We start from the raw sequence: 16,624 nt of genomic DNA, 5'->3' as shown, positions 1-16,624 counted from the left end.
ACTCTGGAAATAACATTAAAAAAGGATTTTTATGGAAATTGAGTCAGTTTTAGCTCTATTTAGGGGTATGGAAAGGTTATTGATAGTATTCGGAGCTATAATATCCATTCTCCTAGGGTGGAATCTTTTCAAAGTTCGAATGATATCAAGTCAAAAAGCAGAATTCTCTGCTGGAGATTGGTCGATCAAGTTTATCAGTGTAGGGCCAGGGGCGTTTTTCGTGCTATTCGGCGCTGCCATATTATATTTTGCTACAACAAATAGTTTTAGTATTAGCTCTCCCCAAAATATAGAAAGCGGCGAAGCTGGTAAGGCTGGATATGAAGTTAAGTATGGCTCAGGGTCTAAAAATACTGATGAGTTATTTAAAATAGTCCAAGCCTTAGGCTCATTAGCAGAAGATGCTTCTAAAACTGAAAACTTTTCTAGTCCTCAAGTTGCCATGCGATTTTCTAAGTATAAATATGAAATTGAAATTATCAGAAATAAATTGATCCAGGAGAATTTTTCTCAGGAAGATTTAAGAATATGGAGAGAATATAAAAACGACTTCAGAGCAGGTAACAAAATAGAAGATGAAGAAGTTTATAACATAGTCAAAGATATAGAAGCGTGGAAAAATGCAAAAATACATAATTAAAACTATTATTATCGTTCTAAACTTTTGTTTATTTCCGCTATACGCAGCTCAAAATCCTGGTGATGAGCGAGATGCAAGAATATTAATGCATAGTGCCCAAAAATTTATAAATGATGAAGTTATTCCAAGTATTGCCAATGTGCATGGTGAAAAAGTTCGACGAATTATAAGAAAAACGGATGTAATTGTTACTCCTGGTGCATTTAATGCCGAAGTAACTAGGACTCGGAATGGAAGATATAAAGTCGAAATAGGTGGTTTAGTGGTATTGCTTGCAGATATTTTTGCAAACGCTGTTCTTATTCAACAGCTGTACCCAGAAAAAAATGCCCAGATTGGAGACTACTATAGTGATTTCATCGATTGGGCGCTAAATTTTGACCAGTCAAAAGTAAAAGATGGTGTTTTTCCTGGAATGTACCAGGTATTAGGTATTAGTCAGGACGACATCACAGAGCGATTAATTCCATTAGGAGGACAAGAGTATGCAAACTTCCTTATTGGCATAACGACTCACCAAATATTGAGTTTTATTTTGTCTCATGAGTATGCCCATATTTATTTGGAACATTTAAATGGGGAAAGAATAAGTAATTATAAGAGCCGGAAACAGGAATGGCATAGCGATATAGAAGCTTTAACAGTTTTAGCGCGACAAGGCCACAATGCAGTTACCTATATCCCCCCATTAGGAGTGATACCTCTGATGAATGTATTTGCTCACATTGAAAATCCAAATAATACAGGTACACATCCATCAGCAGAATGCAGAGTTTTATACGGAATGGATGGCTATCTGTTCTTCGGATACAATATGTTAGATTCAGAAAAAAATAATAAAACCATTACAGAAGAGCATTATTTTCAGAAGAAAACAGCTTATGATTTTATGAATTCAATTTACGAGAATAGGAAGAAAGCGTTTAAAATTAGTGAAATATGCGATGGTTTTGTAAACTTAAATACCTATAATTAAATATGGGGCTCCTTACTGAAATTCGCTACATTTCATCCGTAATAATGATGCAACTAGCATAAAGATGAAGTGTAAAAATTGAAAGGTAATGAACTATTTTCAATAGTACAGATCCTTCTCGTTATCTTTTAGCTGTAGCACTTTCGTTTTGACCAATATCAGAAGTAGAAAATCACAACATTGAATGTCCGTTGTTTGTCAATAGTAGGCTAAACCAATACGGCTTATTTTAATTTTTATAAAGCAATTTAGAATTATTCAAAGATTGACGTAATTTGGTTAAAAAAATTAATCTTCATCACTATAGCTTAACCTTTACTTGTTGTAGAAATTCCTGAACAGCCATACCGGAAGAACGAAGATCAGTTTGTACGCCCAGAACAGCACCGCCCAAAAAAATATAAACACGCCCGCTACTACTACAATCGTAAGATTTCTTTCAAAAGCCTTTTCTGAACTGTAATAGAACCCTTCATTTTCAGTATTTAGTTGGATAAGTTTACTGCGGTAGAATCCATCTCCCTCGCTTGGGCACCTTAAGTCCAAAGCAAAAGACTCGCCCAAACTAGCGCGTGCAAGCTTGATTTCTATTTCTTGATTTGGATAGGACACAGGAAACTCCACAGATTTGGTATATATTTTCTCTCTCTCATAATCATATCCTTTCTTAACCCAGTCCTTTTCAACCTTTTCAAATTGTTTAGCATTAACTAAATGAGCCGTTTTATACCAGCCATGCCCTAATTTTTTGTAAGTTGTAAGCTCACAATCCTGAAGTATTTGATTAGTTGTATTGAACGTCTGAATTTTTCCAAAGACCCACCCTCTCTCTCCAGTGAAATCAGGGAACTCTATTTCACCAATGTTGGCGATGGGATATCGACTTTCATAATAAATTTCGAAGTCATCAATTCCAATTTGCTGCCTTTCATAAAGTGGTGGTATTTCGACTGTATTTTTTACAATGAATTCAGCAGGATCGTTTGATTGAAAAAAGCCGAGAAAAACGACTAGTAGGCTTATGACCGCAGTAATGAAACTTATGAATGCCGTTTGATAAGTCAATCGAGTCATTGTAATCCCTTTCATTCGATCGTTTTATAACCGATTTTAATTTAGCATAACAATTACTCGTTATCTTCACTTATACGAGGTGGGTGTAATCTGAAACGCCAAGCTCGCAATATAATCTTATTTTTAATCGCAGATATTTGAAGTATAAAGCGTTACTTTTCCCATTGAGTTCAACTGATGACTCAAACGTCCGCTACTTGTCTGTAGCGGACTGTCTGACTAATCGCTTTCAGCGGTCAGTCATTAATAGAGAAACTGGGAAACATTCTACCATTGTCAAAATACCCCAGTTGTTTTCTCTTGATCTGGGCTCATGGCCTGAATGCAAACTAATCCCAAGCCGAAACTACAGCGCCACACTCTCCCCTTCATTCAGGATCACTAATGGCAGCTTTGCATTAACCTCCTGATGCATTTTCAATAAACGCTTTAGCGGAGAATGGGAAGAATGGTCGCCCATTTGCCAGCTGGCATTTCCGTAGCCCCACGGAATCATCACTTTGCAGCCAAGGTCCTTAGCGGCAACAAGTGCGTCTTCTGGTGTGAGATGAACGTACCGGTACCATTTTGCATATTCAGGATGATAGTAGGATGCAATGGGCAGCAAGCAAACATCTATGCTGCCATATCGTTGCTTTATGTCTTTAAAGTGGGATGAGTATCCGGTGTCGCCTGCAAAGAATAGCTTTTTACCCTGGTGCTCTACAAGCCAGCCTCCCCACAGCGCTTTTTCGTTATCTTCGTAAATGAGAGGCACCCAGAAGCGGCTGTTGAAATGATGTGCCGGAACTGCACTTATGGTTGCTGTTCCTGTCTTGTAATCACTGAACCAGCTCATTTCTTTGATGGATAGTCCGTTCTCTGGCAGGTAACTGGCGGTATCCTGATGTACCAAATATGTGGGTTCACTTCCAAGTTTTTTAATGTCCGCTTTGTTAAAGTGATCGTAGTGCAAATGTGAGTACAGCACTGCGTCGATACCTGATGTAGCTGTATCTGGCCAATCGGGTGGCTGACGGATCATGCCGCCGCTTAATGCATGCAGCCAGTCTATGGGCCAGTCAAATTGTTCACTAACAGGGTCGAAAAGTAACGTTGTGGAATCTGGCAGTGTAACCAGAAAGCTGGCATGACCAAGCCAGGTTATATTGAAACCATACTCCTCTTCATTTTCCGGATTCTCACCAATGAAGATGCAAAGGCTATTGTCTTCGTCACACTTCAATTGTGGTGTATCGGGGTAACAGTTTTCTTCACAGGTTACCGGATATTCCTTTTCTCCCGGATAGCTATTTTGATATCTGCCGTCACTTGCTTTGGCAACCGGACCGGATTCAGAAAGTATCTTTTCTATCGAGTTTGGTTTTGAAAATACGCTGCAGCCGCTTAATGAAATAGCGACGAAAAGGCACGTGACAAGGTGGACTGTAGTTCTCATTTTTCTGTTCTTCAATTCATACATCCGTCATAGGATAAGTCAGCAAAAACATATGCGTCACGTTCAACAACCAGTGCGTTAGTACGGCAAAAACAATCCGTCCGGTTAGCATATATACGGTACCGTAAAGTAAACCCGCCACTGTAGCGACAATCATGTAACTGGTGCCGCCTGCAAAATGGGCGAGACCAAATACTGCGCTGGTTATAGTCAGTACCATTAAATTACGGGCGGTTGATGAAAGCGTGGCGGGCAGTTTATTGGTTACAAACTTAAATAACAGGCCGCGGAATAACAACTCTTCTGCTACACAGGTGTTGATGAGGTTAGAAAGTGCGAGCAGCGGAAACCATGCCGGTACTGCCACTTGCCAGGTGACGATGCCTGTATTTACCGCAACTATTACAACGGCACTGATACCACATGGCACTAACAAAGCCGGCATCCACCATCTAACCCGGGGGTTTGAAGGGAAGCTACGTTTAATAAGGGGAACAAAGCACAGTGCTGACCAGCTGAACAAAGCTTTGTCCACATTCAAATAAAAGCTGGCGGGTAAACTGCCGGCTTTCAGGGCAATGTTCTCTGCAATCAAAAGCCCCTGGTAACCGGGCAGTTTATGGATGATGAGTCCTGCACTCAGCACGAACCACATTAATTGAAAGAGTCTGGTTATCCACGGGTTAGCCTGTTTATTCTGATGCGCACTCAGGCTCCGGGTGACATAAATATATAAGGCAACAAAAATCAGAAATACGGGAGACAGGGTAACGAAGCAGAGCGCTGACAGCAGCAGAAAAGGCAGGCCAAACTTTACCCATTGAGAAGCACTAAAGGCACTGGCAATGAGTAAAGTGGATACAACCAGATAATATTCTGCCACCCGTGTTAATCCGCGCTTTGCGTACGGAACACAATCTTTCCGGACTCAACGGTCATCGACAGCGGCATGTTTGTCAGCCACGCATAACCGGAGGGTACGTTCTTCACTTCATAGACCGGCTGATCCATTAAAAACTGGTTTAACAAACCCATCACTTTACTGCTTACAGGCGCGAGATTGCCGCGATAGCCCATGGCATCCACGGTGGTGTCGTTGAGCACCAGTGAGCGGATGAATACCGCTTTTTTGCTTGAGTCGTAGTAGGGCATACCTTCGACATCCAGCTTTACTTTGGCGGGGTAGGTGAGTCCCAGAACCGACAACGTGGCAGTGGCATCAGCAATGAGCTGAATGGTCTGACGGTTGTCCGGCCCCACATTTACCTGCATGTCGTTGACTTCCAACAGAATGGGAATACCGACGATAGAAGCCTGTTCCTGCAGGCTGGTAACCTGTTTATCCAGTTCCCGTTGCAGGTCCGCGCTGGTTACGCTGTAGGACGCAAGAGAAGCCAGCGTGCTGCAACCGGCGATGATGATACACACTAAAACCACTAATAGGTGGCTGGCTGATATTTTATTCATAAAGACTCCGGATTAGATACAGAAATACGGCTTACCAGCGCGGTTTGCGCTAAATGTGTTTTGCCGGCGGGACGATCACATCAACCAAACTTACTGTCTGCCACAAAGGGATTGGTTTTACGCTCATGCCCGATGGTGCTGGTCGGGCCGTGGCCGGGATACACTTTCATTTCATCAGGCAGAGTAAACAGCTTGCTGCGGATACTGTCGATGAGTTGCTGATGATTTCCCTGCGGAAAATCCGTACGGCCAATGGAACCGGCGAACAGGATATCGCCCACAATGACTGTATTGGTGGTTCTTTCCACCAGCGCCACATGACCGGGTGTATGGCCGGGACAGTGCAGCACCTCAAGTGTAAGGTTTCCCACTGTTATTGTGTCGTTGTCGTTCAGCCACTGGTCCGGCGCAAATGGTGTGGCGGGCGGAAAGCCAAACATCTGGCTCTGCATTGGCAGGCCGTCGAGCCAGAACTTATCGCCGGTATGCGGGCCGATAACGGGCACATTGTAATGGGATGCCACTTCAGTGGTCGCGCCTACGTGGTCAAGGTGTCCGTGGGTGAGGATAACTTTTTCTATGGTTACACCATTTTGCGTTACCGCATCGTACAGTTTGCTGCTGTCGCCACCGGGATCGACAAGTGCCCCTTTCATGGTGTCAGGATCCCAGATGAGGGAGCAATTTTGTGCAAAGGGAGTAACAGGAATAACGCGTATGTTCACAGGATGGCCCGGCAAAAGTGTTTCCCGCATTCTAGCAACAGCACAGCAAGAACTGAAGATAGTGTAGAATACCGGTTTTCATTCCTGCACTGTGATGCACAAAAGAAAGGACGTTGTTGTTGTCAGACATGGCTGTCCGGCCTAATTTTGCCGGCAAATTATTTGGTAAACCTACACTCACCCTCACTAACGAAAACCTGGTTTTTACTCATCGCGGCAGAAAAGACAGATATCTTCCGTTGGCCTCAGTCCGCACGTTATTTAAGGTAAAGAAACGGTTTTTGGGTGATGAACTGCGACTGGAAGGTGCAAAGACGACAGTTCGCTACCGGTTTCTTAAGTCTGAAAATGTGGAGGCGTTACAGGCAGCAGCGAATAAAATCATCCGCAGGCATTTAAAGGTGTATCTGCAAGCCGTTTTTACCGAATTTAATGACAACGTAAAGCTGCAATACCCTAAAGACTCGCAGGAAGAAGCACTGCGCTCACTTATTGATTCCCTGTACAGAGATTACAGTAATTATCAGGCTGACTGGCAAGCCATGCTTTCGGCAGATGCTGTTGCTGCGGTGGAAGATATTCTGAGTCTGTATCCCTTCGATATGGCAAAGTTGCGGTCGTATCACGAGCAATTGCAATTGAAAGCCCGCAGTGGATTTTTTGATACGGTTGAGTCGAACCCCTTAACCACTGAACAGCGTCTGGCGGTGCTGCGTTCCAACGACAGAAACATGGTGCTGGCGGCTGCCGGTACAGGGAAGACCTCGGTCATGGTGGCAAAAACGCTGGACTTGATTGACCGTGATCTGGCAAAGCCGCAGGACATTCTGGTGCTAGCCTATAACCGTACTGCGTCCCTGGAGTTGAAAACGCGTTTGCTGGATAAAGCGCAGAAACACACTATTAAACTGGATACTGAACCGCAGATTGGGACGTTTCATGCGCTTGGCCGGCAGATTTTGCAGGAGGCCGGTCGTTCTACACATATCAGTGTATTTGCGGAAAACAGCGCGAAATTAAAGACGTGGATAGCGCAATGGATGAATGAGTACACCGCAGAAGACGCTGCCCGCCAACAGCTTTTAATTACTATGCTTTCTGTGCAGGAAGGTCGGGAGACGCAACTTAGCGGGCAGGTGCTGATAACTGCCGCGACAGAACTGCTTACTAAAGCTTTGCAGGCGATGCGGGTAGAGGGATTAAACAGATCAGGTGTCAGCAAACGGCTGACGGAGGCGGGTATAAAACCGGCAGGGAAAATTGCAGGTTTACTCTGTGTGCTTCATAAAGACTACGTGAACGAACTTAAGCGGCAGGATTGCATCGATTTTGATGATTTGATCACCCTGGCGACAGAGTTAGTTGAAAAAGGGACGTTTATCCCGCGCTGGAAATACATTCTGGTAGATGAATTTCAGGATATTTCTGCGTCAAGGATGGCGCTGATCACAGCGTTGGTAGATAAAGCAAAGGCAAACGGTGTGGCAACATCGCTTACAGTGGTGGGAGATGACTGGCAGTCTGTTTACCGGTTCTCCGGCGGCAAGCTTTCACTGACTACACGCTTCGGGGAAGTAGCCGGCAGTTATACCGAAACCAAACTGCAAAAAACGTTTCGCTACAATAACAGCATCGCTGACACCGCCGGTCAATTTATCATGGAAAATCCGGAGCAGTTCAGGAAGTCCATCGACACGCATACCAAAACGAATACGCCGCAGATCTTTCTGCTGGATGATAAACCGGGTAATGAAAACGGGGTAGTCGAGCGCGTAGCGGAAGTCGTCAGCAAAATCCGCAGCAATGAACCTGCAAGTACAGTGGCTGTGATTGCCCGCTATAACTTTCTGCTGGATGAAGCAAAACACGCACTGAGCAAACAAAACCTGAACAACAATGTGCATTTCTGGAGTTTTCATAAATCTAAGGGGCTGGAAACAGATCATTGTATTCTGATTGGATTTTCCGGGGGCAAGAACGGATTTCCGGGCGCTGCCAGGGAAGATGCGCTTATCGAAGCACTGTTGCCCTCGTCTGATACTTATCCCCACGCCGAAGAAAGGCGGCTGATGTATGTGGGACTCACCCGCGCAAAGCACAAGTGTTACATCATTGCTGATCCCGTTTCGCCGTCAGAATTTGTCACTGAACTGCTTAGTCCGAAATACAACGTCAGCGTGGCATCTGCGGAGTTGCAGGCACATTCCCGTTCACATTAATCAACCGAACCGGGTTAGAATAGTCCGGTTCCTGTTTATACTCAGCGGTATCTTTAATGCGTTTTTCCGATTCAGATCTTCATCCGTCTCTTTTATCTGTGCTCGATGCACTGGGCTACCACACTCCCACACCCGTGCAACAGGCGGCTATCCCTCATGTGCTGGCTGGACGGGACGTGATGGCAGGTGCACAAACCGGTACGGGAAAAACGGCTGCTTTTGCGTTGCCGCTTATCCAGCGTTTACTGGAGCAGGAGACCTGTGAAAAAGCGCTTCGTGTGCTGGTGCTCACGCCTACCCGTGAACTGGCCCAGCAGGTTTATCAGAGCTTTGTGAAATACAGTGATGGCCTGGGGATCAATACCGTAGTCGCTTATGGCGGCGTCAGTATTAATCCGCAAATAGAAGCTTTGAGTGCGGGGTGCGATGTGCTGGTGGCAACGCCGGGACGCTTGCTGGAACTGGCTATCAAAGAACTGATTGATTTGAGCACGCTGCAGACCTTTGTGCTTGATGAGGCCGACCGCATGCTGGATATGGGTTTTATTACTGATATTAAGCGGATATTAAAGCGCTTGCCTGAACAGCGTCAGACCCTGTTCTTTTCTGCCACATTTAATGATGAAGTGTATGCACTGAAAGACTCGCTGCTGACCGCGCCTGAACTGATTGAAGTTGCGCCGCGCAACGCCACGGCAGATAAAGTGGAGCAACGCTTTTACGAAGTGGATAAAAAGCGTAAAGCCGGCCTGATAGCCTACATGATTGGTGCTAAAAACTGGCAGCAGGTTCTTATATTTACCCGTACAAAGCAGGCGGTGGACGAACTGGTCACTGAGCTGGAAAAAGACGGGATCAGTGCCGCCGGTGTACATGGTGATAAGTCTCAGGGCGCGAGAGAACGGGGACTTGATGCATTCAAAGCCGGACAGGTGCGGGCGCTGGTAGCTACAGATGTTGCAGCCCGGGGGCTGGATATTCAGTCTTTGCAGTATGTCATTAACTATGAGTTACCTTATAACGCTGAAGACTACATTCATCGTATTGGTCGCACGGGACGTGCCGGTCAGGCTGGTATCGCCGTATCGCTGCTTTGTGGCAAAGAAAAGTATCTGCTTGAAGAGATTGAAAAGCTCACCGGCGACAGCGCAGTATTACAGTGGGAGCCGGGTTTTGAGCCTGATCCGTCGGGACAGGAAGACGCCACCGGCAGCCAGCGGGCGTTATCGAAAAAGGCCCTCAGAGCGAGAGCTTTGGGTCAGGATAATAAAGGCAAGCGTAAATCTGGCAAGCCCCGCCGCCGGCGATGAACCGGCTGGCTATTTCGACTCAATCAGCTTGACCCAGTGGGGCAGACTGCCAATATTTTCGAGGATAATTTTAAAACTCATCAAAATAGGCACAGCAAGCAATACACCCACAACGCCCCACAGCCAGCCGGCCACTGACAGCCACAGAATGATGATAAGCGGATTCAACCGCATACTTCTTCCCAGTACGGTAGGCGTGACAAGCTGAGACTCCACAACATTAATGCACATAAAAGCAAACGCCGGTAACAGTGCTGATGCAACCAGTCCGAACTGCACCACGCCGGCAACCAGCAATATGCTGCAACTTACCAGACCGCCAAGATAAGGGACGAAATTCAGCAGCGCCACCAGAGACCCCCATAAAATCGCATCTTCAACGCCTATGTAGGTGAGGGCTATAGCTGTGGCGACGCCGAGCAGACCGTTGATCATACTCACCGTTATTATGTAAGCAGACAGTTCCCGCTGTATGTGGTTTACCAGAACCAGCGCACGGCGCTTGTTGGTGACGACCGGAAAGTCGCGGATGAACACATTAAATAACGCAGGGCCATACACCAGCAGGAAAAAGATAAGGATCATACAGCCAAAAATTTGTGCCAGCAGCAGGGGAGCTGTACTCATTATGGTGATAGCGACTTCCATGCCGCTTTGCTTCAGTTTGCCGGTAACGATGTTTTCCTGCGGTTGTTCCGGCTTAACTTCTTCATCATCACCGAACCAGTCAAAAAAGGATTTCTCTTCTTTTTCGGCAGGCGGAGCGGGCTCCTGGATAGTGAGGCTGTCGCTTAATTCTTCCATTTCTGTAACCACTTCACCGGCAATCTTAGGCAGCGAGTGCATCCACCGCCCGGCAGGTTCTGCCAGTTCTAACCCCAAAAAGGTGAAAGGCGCGACCAGCAATACCATGAGTACCGAGGCGGACAGGGACGGCGGAACATAGAATTTTCTGCCAATGCGGACCAGCGGGCTGAGCAGCAGCGCAATAAATGCGGAAAAGAACAAAGGAATGAGCAGCGATTTGGCAAGATACAGGGTGTAGATCACCGCCAGCATTAGCAGGGTTTTTAGCAACCGTGTTTGTCTTGCTTCACGTAAATAGGGAACAGAACGACTGTCGCTGATTGTCCTTTTCTTTATTGTCTTGCTTTCCATTATCCGGTCCCGGCCTGTGCCCACTTTGTTACAAAATTGTCATGCAATGATTACGCTAACGGAATCGTTCGGTTCACCTGACAATGAAATGATTCGACATGGTAAAACCTGCGGTATTAGACGAATTACCCGGGGCTGGCAGTGGCAAACTGCCGTTTCTTTGCTAACTTTAAACAATATTTTTAACCGATATGTAATTTCAATTCTGTTGCAGCCCAGAGCTTTATTTTTACTGCGCCGGAGCTTTATTTTGCAGGTATTGCCGTGATGAATGACGTTAACGATCGTGAGAACGGATTCGAAACCGTTTTCAGAAATTCAAAAGATGGTCTGGCAATTTTTAAGAATGAAGTCTTTGTAGATTGCAATGATTCCATGCTGGCACTGGTAGGTGTTGAGCAAAGAGATGATTTTATCGGTAAAACCCCTTTAGATTTTTCCCCTGAAACGCAATACGACGGCATGTCTTCGGTAAAGAAGGGGCAGACACTGGTGGCCAAATGCCAGCAAGAGGGGAGTGTGCGCTTTGAATGGATTGTAAAGCGTGCGGGCGGCGATACCCTGCGGGTGGAAATCATTCTGACCAAAATGGTCATGAACGGCGAGGATGTGATTTATGCCAACTGGCGGGATATTTCTGAAAAGAAAGCCCTGGAGCTGGAACTGGCAGAGCAGAAAAATACCTTTGAAACGCTGTTTAATGATTCCAAAGATGGTCTGAGCCTGTTGGTTAATGACAAGTTTATTGATTGCAATAAAGCTCTGCTGGATATGTTCGGTTATACCTCAAAAGAGAAGATACTTGGCCTTACGCCTATGGACCTCTCACCGGAGTATCAAGGCGATGGTCGCCGCTCTGTGGATGTGGTAGCCGACAATGCCAGACAAGTTGCCGGATACGGCAACAAAACGCTGGAGTGGCTGCACCAGCGGGAGGACGGTTCACTTTTCTGGACTGAGATCATCGTCATTGAAATTAAATTGAATGGCGGGCCGGCTATTTATGCTATCACCCGCGATATTTCCGAAAAGAAAGCCCTGCAGGAAAAAATCATCAGCAGAAATGAAGCGCTGAATGCAACAAACCGCAGTTTGTCGGAAACCATTGAAAGCCTGAAACAGGCACAAAGCAAGCTGGTGGAGTCAGAAAAAATGGCCAGCCTCGGGTCGCTGGTTGCCGGCGTTGCTCATGAGATTAATACGCCGGTGGGTATAGGTCTTACCGGTATTACCCAACTGATGGAAGAGTGCCGCGATATCCATGCCCGTTACGAACAGGGAAACCTGACAGAAAACGATTTTGAAGATTATCTCAACAGCGCCAGTGAACTGGCCGGCATGATAAAGAAGAATATCGACAGAACGGCCCAGCTGGTGCGCAGCTTTAAGCAGGTGGCTGTTGATCAAACCAGTGAAGAAGATCGCGAAGTCAACCTCAGTCAGTACGTGGATGAAATCCTGTTCAGCCTGGGGTCTGTGTTACGTAAGGCGAACGTGGTTGTGACGACCGAATGCCGCGACGACATGAACGTGATTACTAACCCCGGCCTGCTTTCACAGGTCATCACCAATCTGATTGTAAACTCTGTCAATCACGGCTTTAAGGATCGTGAGTCAGGTAATATCTCCATTGCAATCAGTGAACAGGAAGATGATATGTATCTGCTGCAATACCGGGATAACGGCAAGGGGATCAGTAAGGAAAATCTGAGCCGGATTTTCGACCCGTTTTTCACCACTAACCGGGGGCATGGCGGCACAGGTCTGGGGCTGAATATTACTTACAATATTGTGACTAACGCCCTGGGCGGTTCAATTGCGTGTAACAGCACAGAGAATGAAGGCGTTGAATTTATCATCAGGTTTAAAGTGAAGGCCCGCCTCAATTAATACACAACCGTTTTAAAAAGCACGGGCTGTAAGTTGTGAAACTTTTCGTTGTTGTTTATTCTTTAAGACAATAAAAAACTTAGATAATAAGCGGTTATGGAAGAAGAATTACAGCAGGCGCAGGCCATATACGATACCCTCATTGAGTTCGCGGTGACATACAGTTTTCAGATCCTCGGCGCACTGGTTATTTTGTTCGTCGGCTGGTGGATGGCGGCGAAGATAGGCGATATGGTCGAGAACCTGATGACCGGCCGCAATATCGATATTACCCTCAGCCGGTTCACCGGCGGGGCCTGTAAGATTCTCGTGCTGGCGCTGGTGATTATCATTGCTCTGGGCAATATCGGAATCAGCGTAACACCGTTAATTGCTGCTGTCGGTGCCATTGGCCTTGGTGCAGGCCTTGCGATTCAGGGCATGCTGGCAAACTATGCTGCGGGCTTTACCATCATCATCACCCGGCCCTTTGTTCTCGGTGATACTATTCAGGTCAGAGGCGTTTCCGGAGTGGTTGATAAAGTCATGCTGCCTTACACCATTCTGATTGACGAAGATAACGTACATATTCAGATCCCTAACAAACTGATTGTGGGTGAAATTCTGCATAACTCAGCCGAACAGATGCTTATTGAACTGGAAGTCGGTGTTGCCTATTCCAGTGATGTGGATGCTGTTATTGATGTGCTGCAGCAGGCAGTGAAAACGGTGGAAGGGATCAGTGATGAGAAAGCGCCGGCAATCGGCGTCGACAACTTCGGTGACAGCAGCATAAATTTTGGTGTCCGTGTCTGGGCACTTACTACCCGTCACTTCGAAATCAAATATGCACTGAATAAAGCCATCTATGATGCGCTGAAACATGCTGAAGTTGAGATCCCGTTCCCGCAACGGGAAGTCAGAATGCTGTAAAAAGCGCCTGTTTTTTCTTTATCAAAACGAACCGCGAGGTTCGTTTTTTTTCATCCCAATCTTTTATTCTCCGGCGTCAATGCCCAAACCATTTATCAATTTGCAGTGAATAACACCTGTACTGCGTTATCTGCCTGAAACTACTGTGTGACATTTTCACACCCCGGGTATCTATTTCTTTCCCGTTCTTTGTTCGTCATCGAATTATCTTTTACAAATCCTGTCGGGAAGGTTTCTATCTTTCTGATTAGCTTTGTGTTTTTCGTTATTTGTCCTTGAAGCCTCTATCCGGAATGATATTTGTAAGTTTTATGCCCGTAAAAGCACTGAAGTAAAATGGCATAAACAAGACCCCGGGAGAAACATGGAATTTCCGCAAATCGATAAAGCCTACGAATTAATTAACGAAAAGCTGCAGGTGTGGCTGGAAGGGGGGATCAAGCTGCTCCCCAATATCGTAGTCGCTTTTTTTATTGCCTTTGCATTCGGTTTGCTGGCTAAGGTTGCCGGTAAGGTTCTCAATAATGTATTGCGAAGGGCGTTTGAGTCCCGCCAGATTGCCGATTTACTTACATCCATCGCCAAGGCATTTATTGCCTGTGCCGGAATATTCATCGCGCTGGACTTTGTCGGACTGCAGGGCACCGTTACTTCCTTGCTCGCCGGTGCAGGTATTGTTGGGCTGGCTATTGGCTTTGCTTTTCAGGATATTACTGAGAACTTTATCGCCGGTATCGCCATGGGGATCCGCAAACCCTTTCAGATTGGAGATGTCATTCAGGCTGATGGCGTGTTCGGTAATGTGGAAGAAATTAATCTTAGGAATACGCTGGTCACCACGTTCTATGGGCAGCGGGTAATCATCCCCAACAAAATTCTTTTCAGAAATATTCTTACCAATTACTCCGTGATGGGCCACCGCCGGATTGAAGTACCGGTAGGCATTTCCTATGCGGACGATCCGCAAAAGGCCCGCGAAGTGATTGTGGATGCGATCAACGAAAAAGACTACGTCATCAATAAAGATGAAACCAACGTTTATGCAGAGTCATTCGGTGACAGCAGCGTGAACTTACTGGTGTGGTTCTGGATCCGCTATCCGGGTGAACCTGATTACATGGAGGTCAGACACGATGCGATTGTCACCGTGCAGCGTGCACTGAATGAGGCTGACATTCTGATCCCGTTCCCTATTCGTACACTGGACTTCGGTGCCAAAGGTGGTGAGAAGCTCGATACGATGATGCGCTCCTCAGGCTTTTCTGAGAAAAGTCAGGGGCAGGAGAGTGGCGTAAGCCAGCCAACCAATGAGAGTGCTGCCAGGGCTGATACCAGCGACGCGGCCGCAGAAGATTAAACCGGAGAGAAATATGAAATCACTACATTTATCGAAAGCAATTCGGGCCAGATATTTTGCCATTCTGGCGGGCTTTCTGGGAAGCTTACTGACAGGCTGTGCTACCGTAGAAGGATTGGGACAGGATATTCAGTCAGCGGGAGAAGAACTGGAAGAAGCCTCTGAAGATGCACAAAACTAATTCACCTGCTTGAGGGTAATTAGTTTTAACAGCTCCAGCGGGCAAGACGGGCTGGCCAGTCGCCGCCGTCTTGCCGCAGGCAGCTTTCTTCGCTGTCGAGGCGAACGTGCCTGCGAATATCCTTCACTTTAATACCGGCTTTTAAAAGTTGGGACTGAATAAGCTGTCTGAGCTTCTTGTCATAGTCCTGTTCTGTAACAAGCTCTATTTCTGCGTCTAAACTGAACACGCAGGTCACCATCAGGCTGCCAGGAAAATTGTCATATTTTGCGGTGTGAGTCAGCCATTCAAATCCGGTATCCCATTCTTTTATAGTTTCACACGCCATTGTCAGCGCTTTCACCACATTGTTGTCGAGCTTCCTGATGGTTTTCTTCATATTATTTCTTCGAATTTTTAAATTGCTTGTTGTTGTAATCTCTTTGCCAGAATGCGCTCCAGCGGTGATTAATATACAGAGAAGCGACAATGATTCCCCCTCCGGTAGTCAGACGGATAAGATCGGCATCCCGGTTCCAGATAAGCACATTAATGATTAAACCTACCGGGATCAGAGCATTGTTCATGATGCCTAACGTACCGCCGTCTACTTTTACAGCTCCCAGGTTCCAGAAATAAAAGCCGAGTCCTGATGCCACCAGTCCCAGCCAGCCAAGGACACCCCACTGAACCGTTGTTGAAGGGAGTTTACCTGCATCCCCGAACAGTAAATACGCAGGCAATACCACCACCAGGGCACCGGCGAAGAATAAGGCGAAGCTGCGCCAGGGCGGGGAAGCAGGCTTAAAATGACGGATTAACTGCGCGTATCCCACCTGACCTGTGGCAAAAGTCAGGTTCGCCAGTTGCAGAATTAAAAAGCCGGTAATGTAGTCATTGCTGATTTCGTCATAACGGATGACCGCCGCTCCGGCTACCGCAATACCTGTACATACCAGGCCGGGCAAGGAAAATCTCCGTTCGATTATATCGTTAAATAAAGACACATACAGTGGCGTGAAGATTGTGAACAGCAGAACTTCGGGTACTGTCAGGTATTCGAAGGAACGGTAAAGGCATACGTAGGTAATACCAAACTGGAATGCGCCTGTCACGATAAGACCGGCGATGAATTTACGTGGTAAACCGGCTAAGCGCAAAAATGGCAAAAACAATGCCCCCGCCAGCACGATGCGGGTGAGTACGGCGAAGTAGCTGTCTACATGACCGGAAAGATACACCCCGATAAGACTGAATGATAACGCCCAGAGAACTGTTACAGCACTAAGGTAAAACAC

16 protein-coding genes are annotated in these 16,624 nt (G+C 46.4%); 8 read left to right on the top strand and 8 right to left on the bottom strand.

Annotated features, from left to right (window positions below; translation table 11 throughout):
* Window positions 1-31 precede the first annotated feature (31 nt).
* Both ACXAGC_RS04650 and ACXAGC_RS04645 read left to right on the top strand, forming a co-directional pair.
* Complete coding sequence (locus tag ACXAGC_RS04650; RefSeq protein ID WP_474842818.1) at window positions 32-640, top strand: hypothetical protein; 609 nt, start codon at window positions 32-34, stop codon at window positions 638-640.
* Entirely contained in the window at window positions 621-1,616 is a 996-nt protein-coding gene (locus ACXAGC_RS04645; protein ID WP_474842816.1) for a M48 family metalloprotease, read from the top strand. The genes ACXAGC_RS04650 and ACXAGC_RS04645 overlap by 20 nt, the downstream gene beginning before the upstream one ends.
* Window positions 1,617-1,931: 315 nt before the next feature.
* Here the strand turns inward: ACXAGC_RS04645 and ACXAGC_RS04640 are convergent, their stop codons facing one another.
* From ACXAGC_RS04640 to ACXAGC_RS04620, 5 genes are all read right to left on the bottom strand, one after another.
* Window positions 1,932-2,690: a hypothetical protein gene (locus ACXAGC_RS04640; RefSeq protein WP_474842814.1), complete on the bottom strand. Its 759-nt coding sequence runs from the start codon at window positions 2,688-2,690 to the stop codon at window positions 1,932-1,934.
* A 346-nt stretch (window positions 2,691-3,036) separates the two neighbouring features.
* A complete protein-coding gene (locus ACXAGC_RS04635; protein ID WP_474842813.1) occupies window positions 3,037-4,128 on the bottom strand; it encodes an MBL fold metallo-hydrolase in 1,092 nt (363 codons plus the stop codon).
* 16 nt (window positions 4,129-4,144) lie between these two features.
* The gene (locus tag ACXAGC_RS04630; protein ID WP_474842811.1) at window positions 4,145-5,011 is read right to left on the bottom strand and encodes a lysostaphin resistance A-like protein; all 867 of its coding nucleotides are present in this window, start codon (window positions 5,009-5,011) and stop codon (window positions 4,145-4,147) included.
* Between the two features lie 5 nt (window positions 5,012-5,016).
* Window positions 5,017-5,595 (bottom strand): YceB family lipoprotein, encoded by a 579-nt coding sequence (locus tag ACXAGC_RS04625; RefSeq protein WP_474842809.1) that lies wholly within the window; start codon window positions 5,593-5,595, stop codon window positions 5,017-5,019.
* A gap of 80 nt (window positions 5,596-5,675) precedes the next feature.
* Window positions 5,676-6,320: an MBL fold metallo-hydrolase gene (locus tag ACXAGC_RS04620; protein ID WP_474842807.1), complete on the bottom strand. Its 645-nt coding sequence runs from the start codon at window positions 6,318-6,320 to the stop codon at window positions 5,676-5,678.
* A gap of 128 nt (window positions 6,321-6,448) precedes the next feature.
* On the opposite strand from ACXAGC_RS04620, the gene ACXAGC_RS04615 reads away from it, so the two are divergent.
* Entirely contained in the window at window positions 6,449-8,539 is a 2,091-nt protein-coding gene (locus tag ACXAGC_RS04615; protein WP_474843454.1) for a UvrD-helicase domain-containing protein, read from the top strand.
* Window positions 8,540-8,595: 56 nt separating this feature from the next.
* Window positions 8,596-9,849, top strand: a complete 1,254-nt coding sequence (locus tag ACXAGC_RS04610) for a DEAD/DEAH box helicase (RefSeq protein ID WP_474842805.1) — start codon at window positions 8,596-8,598, stop codon at window positions 9,847-9,849.
* Window positions 9,850-9,858: 9 nt separating this feature from the next.
* Here ACXAGC_RS04610 and ACXAGC_RS04605 read toward each other — a convergent pair whose 3' ends face one another.
* On the bottom strand, window positions 9,859-11,007 hold the full coding sequence (locus tag ACXAGC_RS04605; RefSeq protein ID WP_474842803.1) for an AI-2E family transporter: 1,149 nt from the start codon (window positions 11,005-11,007) through the stop codon (window positions 9,859-9,861).
* A gap of 267 nt (window positions 11,008-11,274) precedes the next feature.
* Between ACXAGC_RS04605 and ACXAGC_RS04600 the strand changes: the two genes are divergently transcribed.
* The 4 genes from ACXAGC_RS04600 (at window position 11,275) to ACXAGC_RS04585 (ending at window position 15,347) form a co-directional block, all read left to right on the top strand.
* Complete coding sequence (locus ACXAGC_RS04600; RefSeq protein ID WP_474843453.1) at window positions 11,275-12,897, top strand: PAS domain-containing sensor histidine kinase; 1,623 nt, start codon at window positions 11,275-11,277, stop codon at window positions 12,895-12,897.
* 96 nt (window positions 12,898-12,993) lie between these two features.
* The gene (locus ACXAGC_RS04595) at window positions 12,994-13,809 is read left to right on the top strand and encodes a mechanosensitive ion channel family protein (RefSeq protein WP_474842801.1); all 816 of its coding nucleotides are present in this window, start codon (window positions 12,994-12,996) and stop codon (window positions 13,807-13,809) included.
* A gap of 364 nt (window positions 13,810-14,173) precedes the next feature.
* Window positions 14,174-15,166 carry a mechanosensitive ion channel family protein gene (locus ACXAGC_RS04590; RefSeq protein WP_474842799.1) on the top strand — a complete coding sequence of 331 codons (993 nt, stop codon included), beginning with the start codon at window positions 14,174-14,176 and terminating at the stop codon, window positions 15,164-15,166.
* A gap of 13 nt (window positions 15,167-15,179) precedes the next feature.
* Window positions 15,180-15,347, top strand: coding sequence for an entericidin A/B family lipoprotein (locus ACXAGC_RS04585; RefSeq protein WP_303572942.1), 168 nt, complete (start codon window positions 15,180-15,182; stop codon window positions 15,345-15,347).
* A 25-nt stretch (window positions 15,348-15,372) separates the two neighbouring features.
* Here ACXAGC_RS04585 and ACXAGC_RS04580 read toward each other — a convergent pair whose 3' ends face one another.
* Both ACXAGC_RS04580 and ACXAGC_RS04575 read right to left on the bottom strand, forming a co-directional pair.
* Window positions 15,373-15,726 carry a Fis family transcriptional regulator gene (locus ACXAGC_RS04580; RefSeq protein ID WP_474842797.1) on the bottom strand — a complete coding sequence of 118 codons (354 nt, stop codon included), beginning with the start codon at window positions 15,724-15,726 and terminating at the stop codon, window positions 15,373-15,375.
* 1 nt (window position 15,727) lies between these two features.
* Window positions 15,728-16,624, bottom strand: coding sequence for a DMT family transporter (locus tag ACXAGC_RS04575; protein WP_474842795.1), 897 nt, complete (start codon window positions 16,622-16,624; stop codon window positions 15,728-15,730).

It is taken from the genome of Alteromonas sp. AWJ4_197, from assembly GCF_056160285.1.
This window is presented reverse-complemented; position numbering and strand designations above follow the sequence as displayed.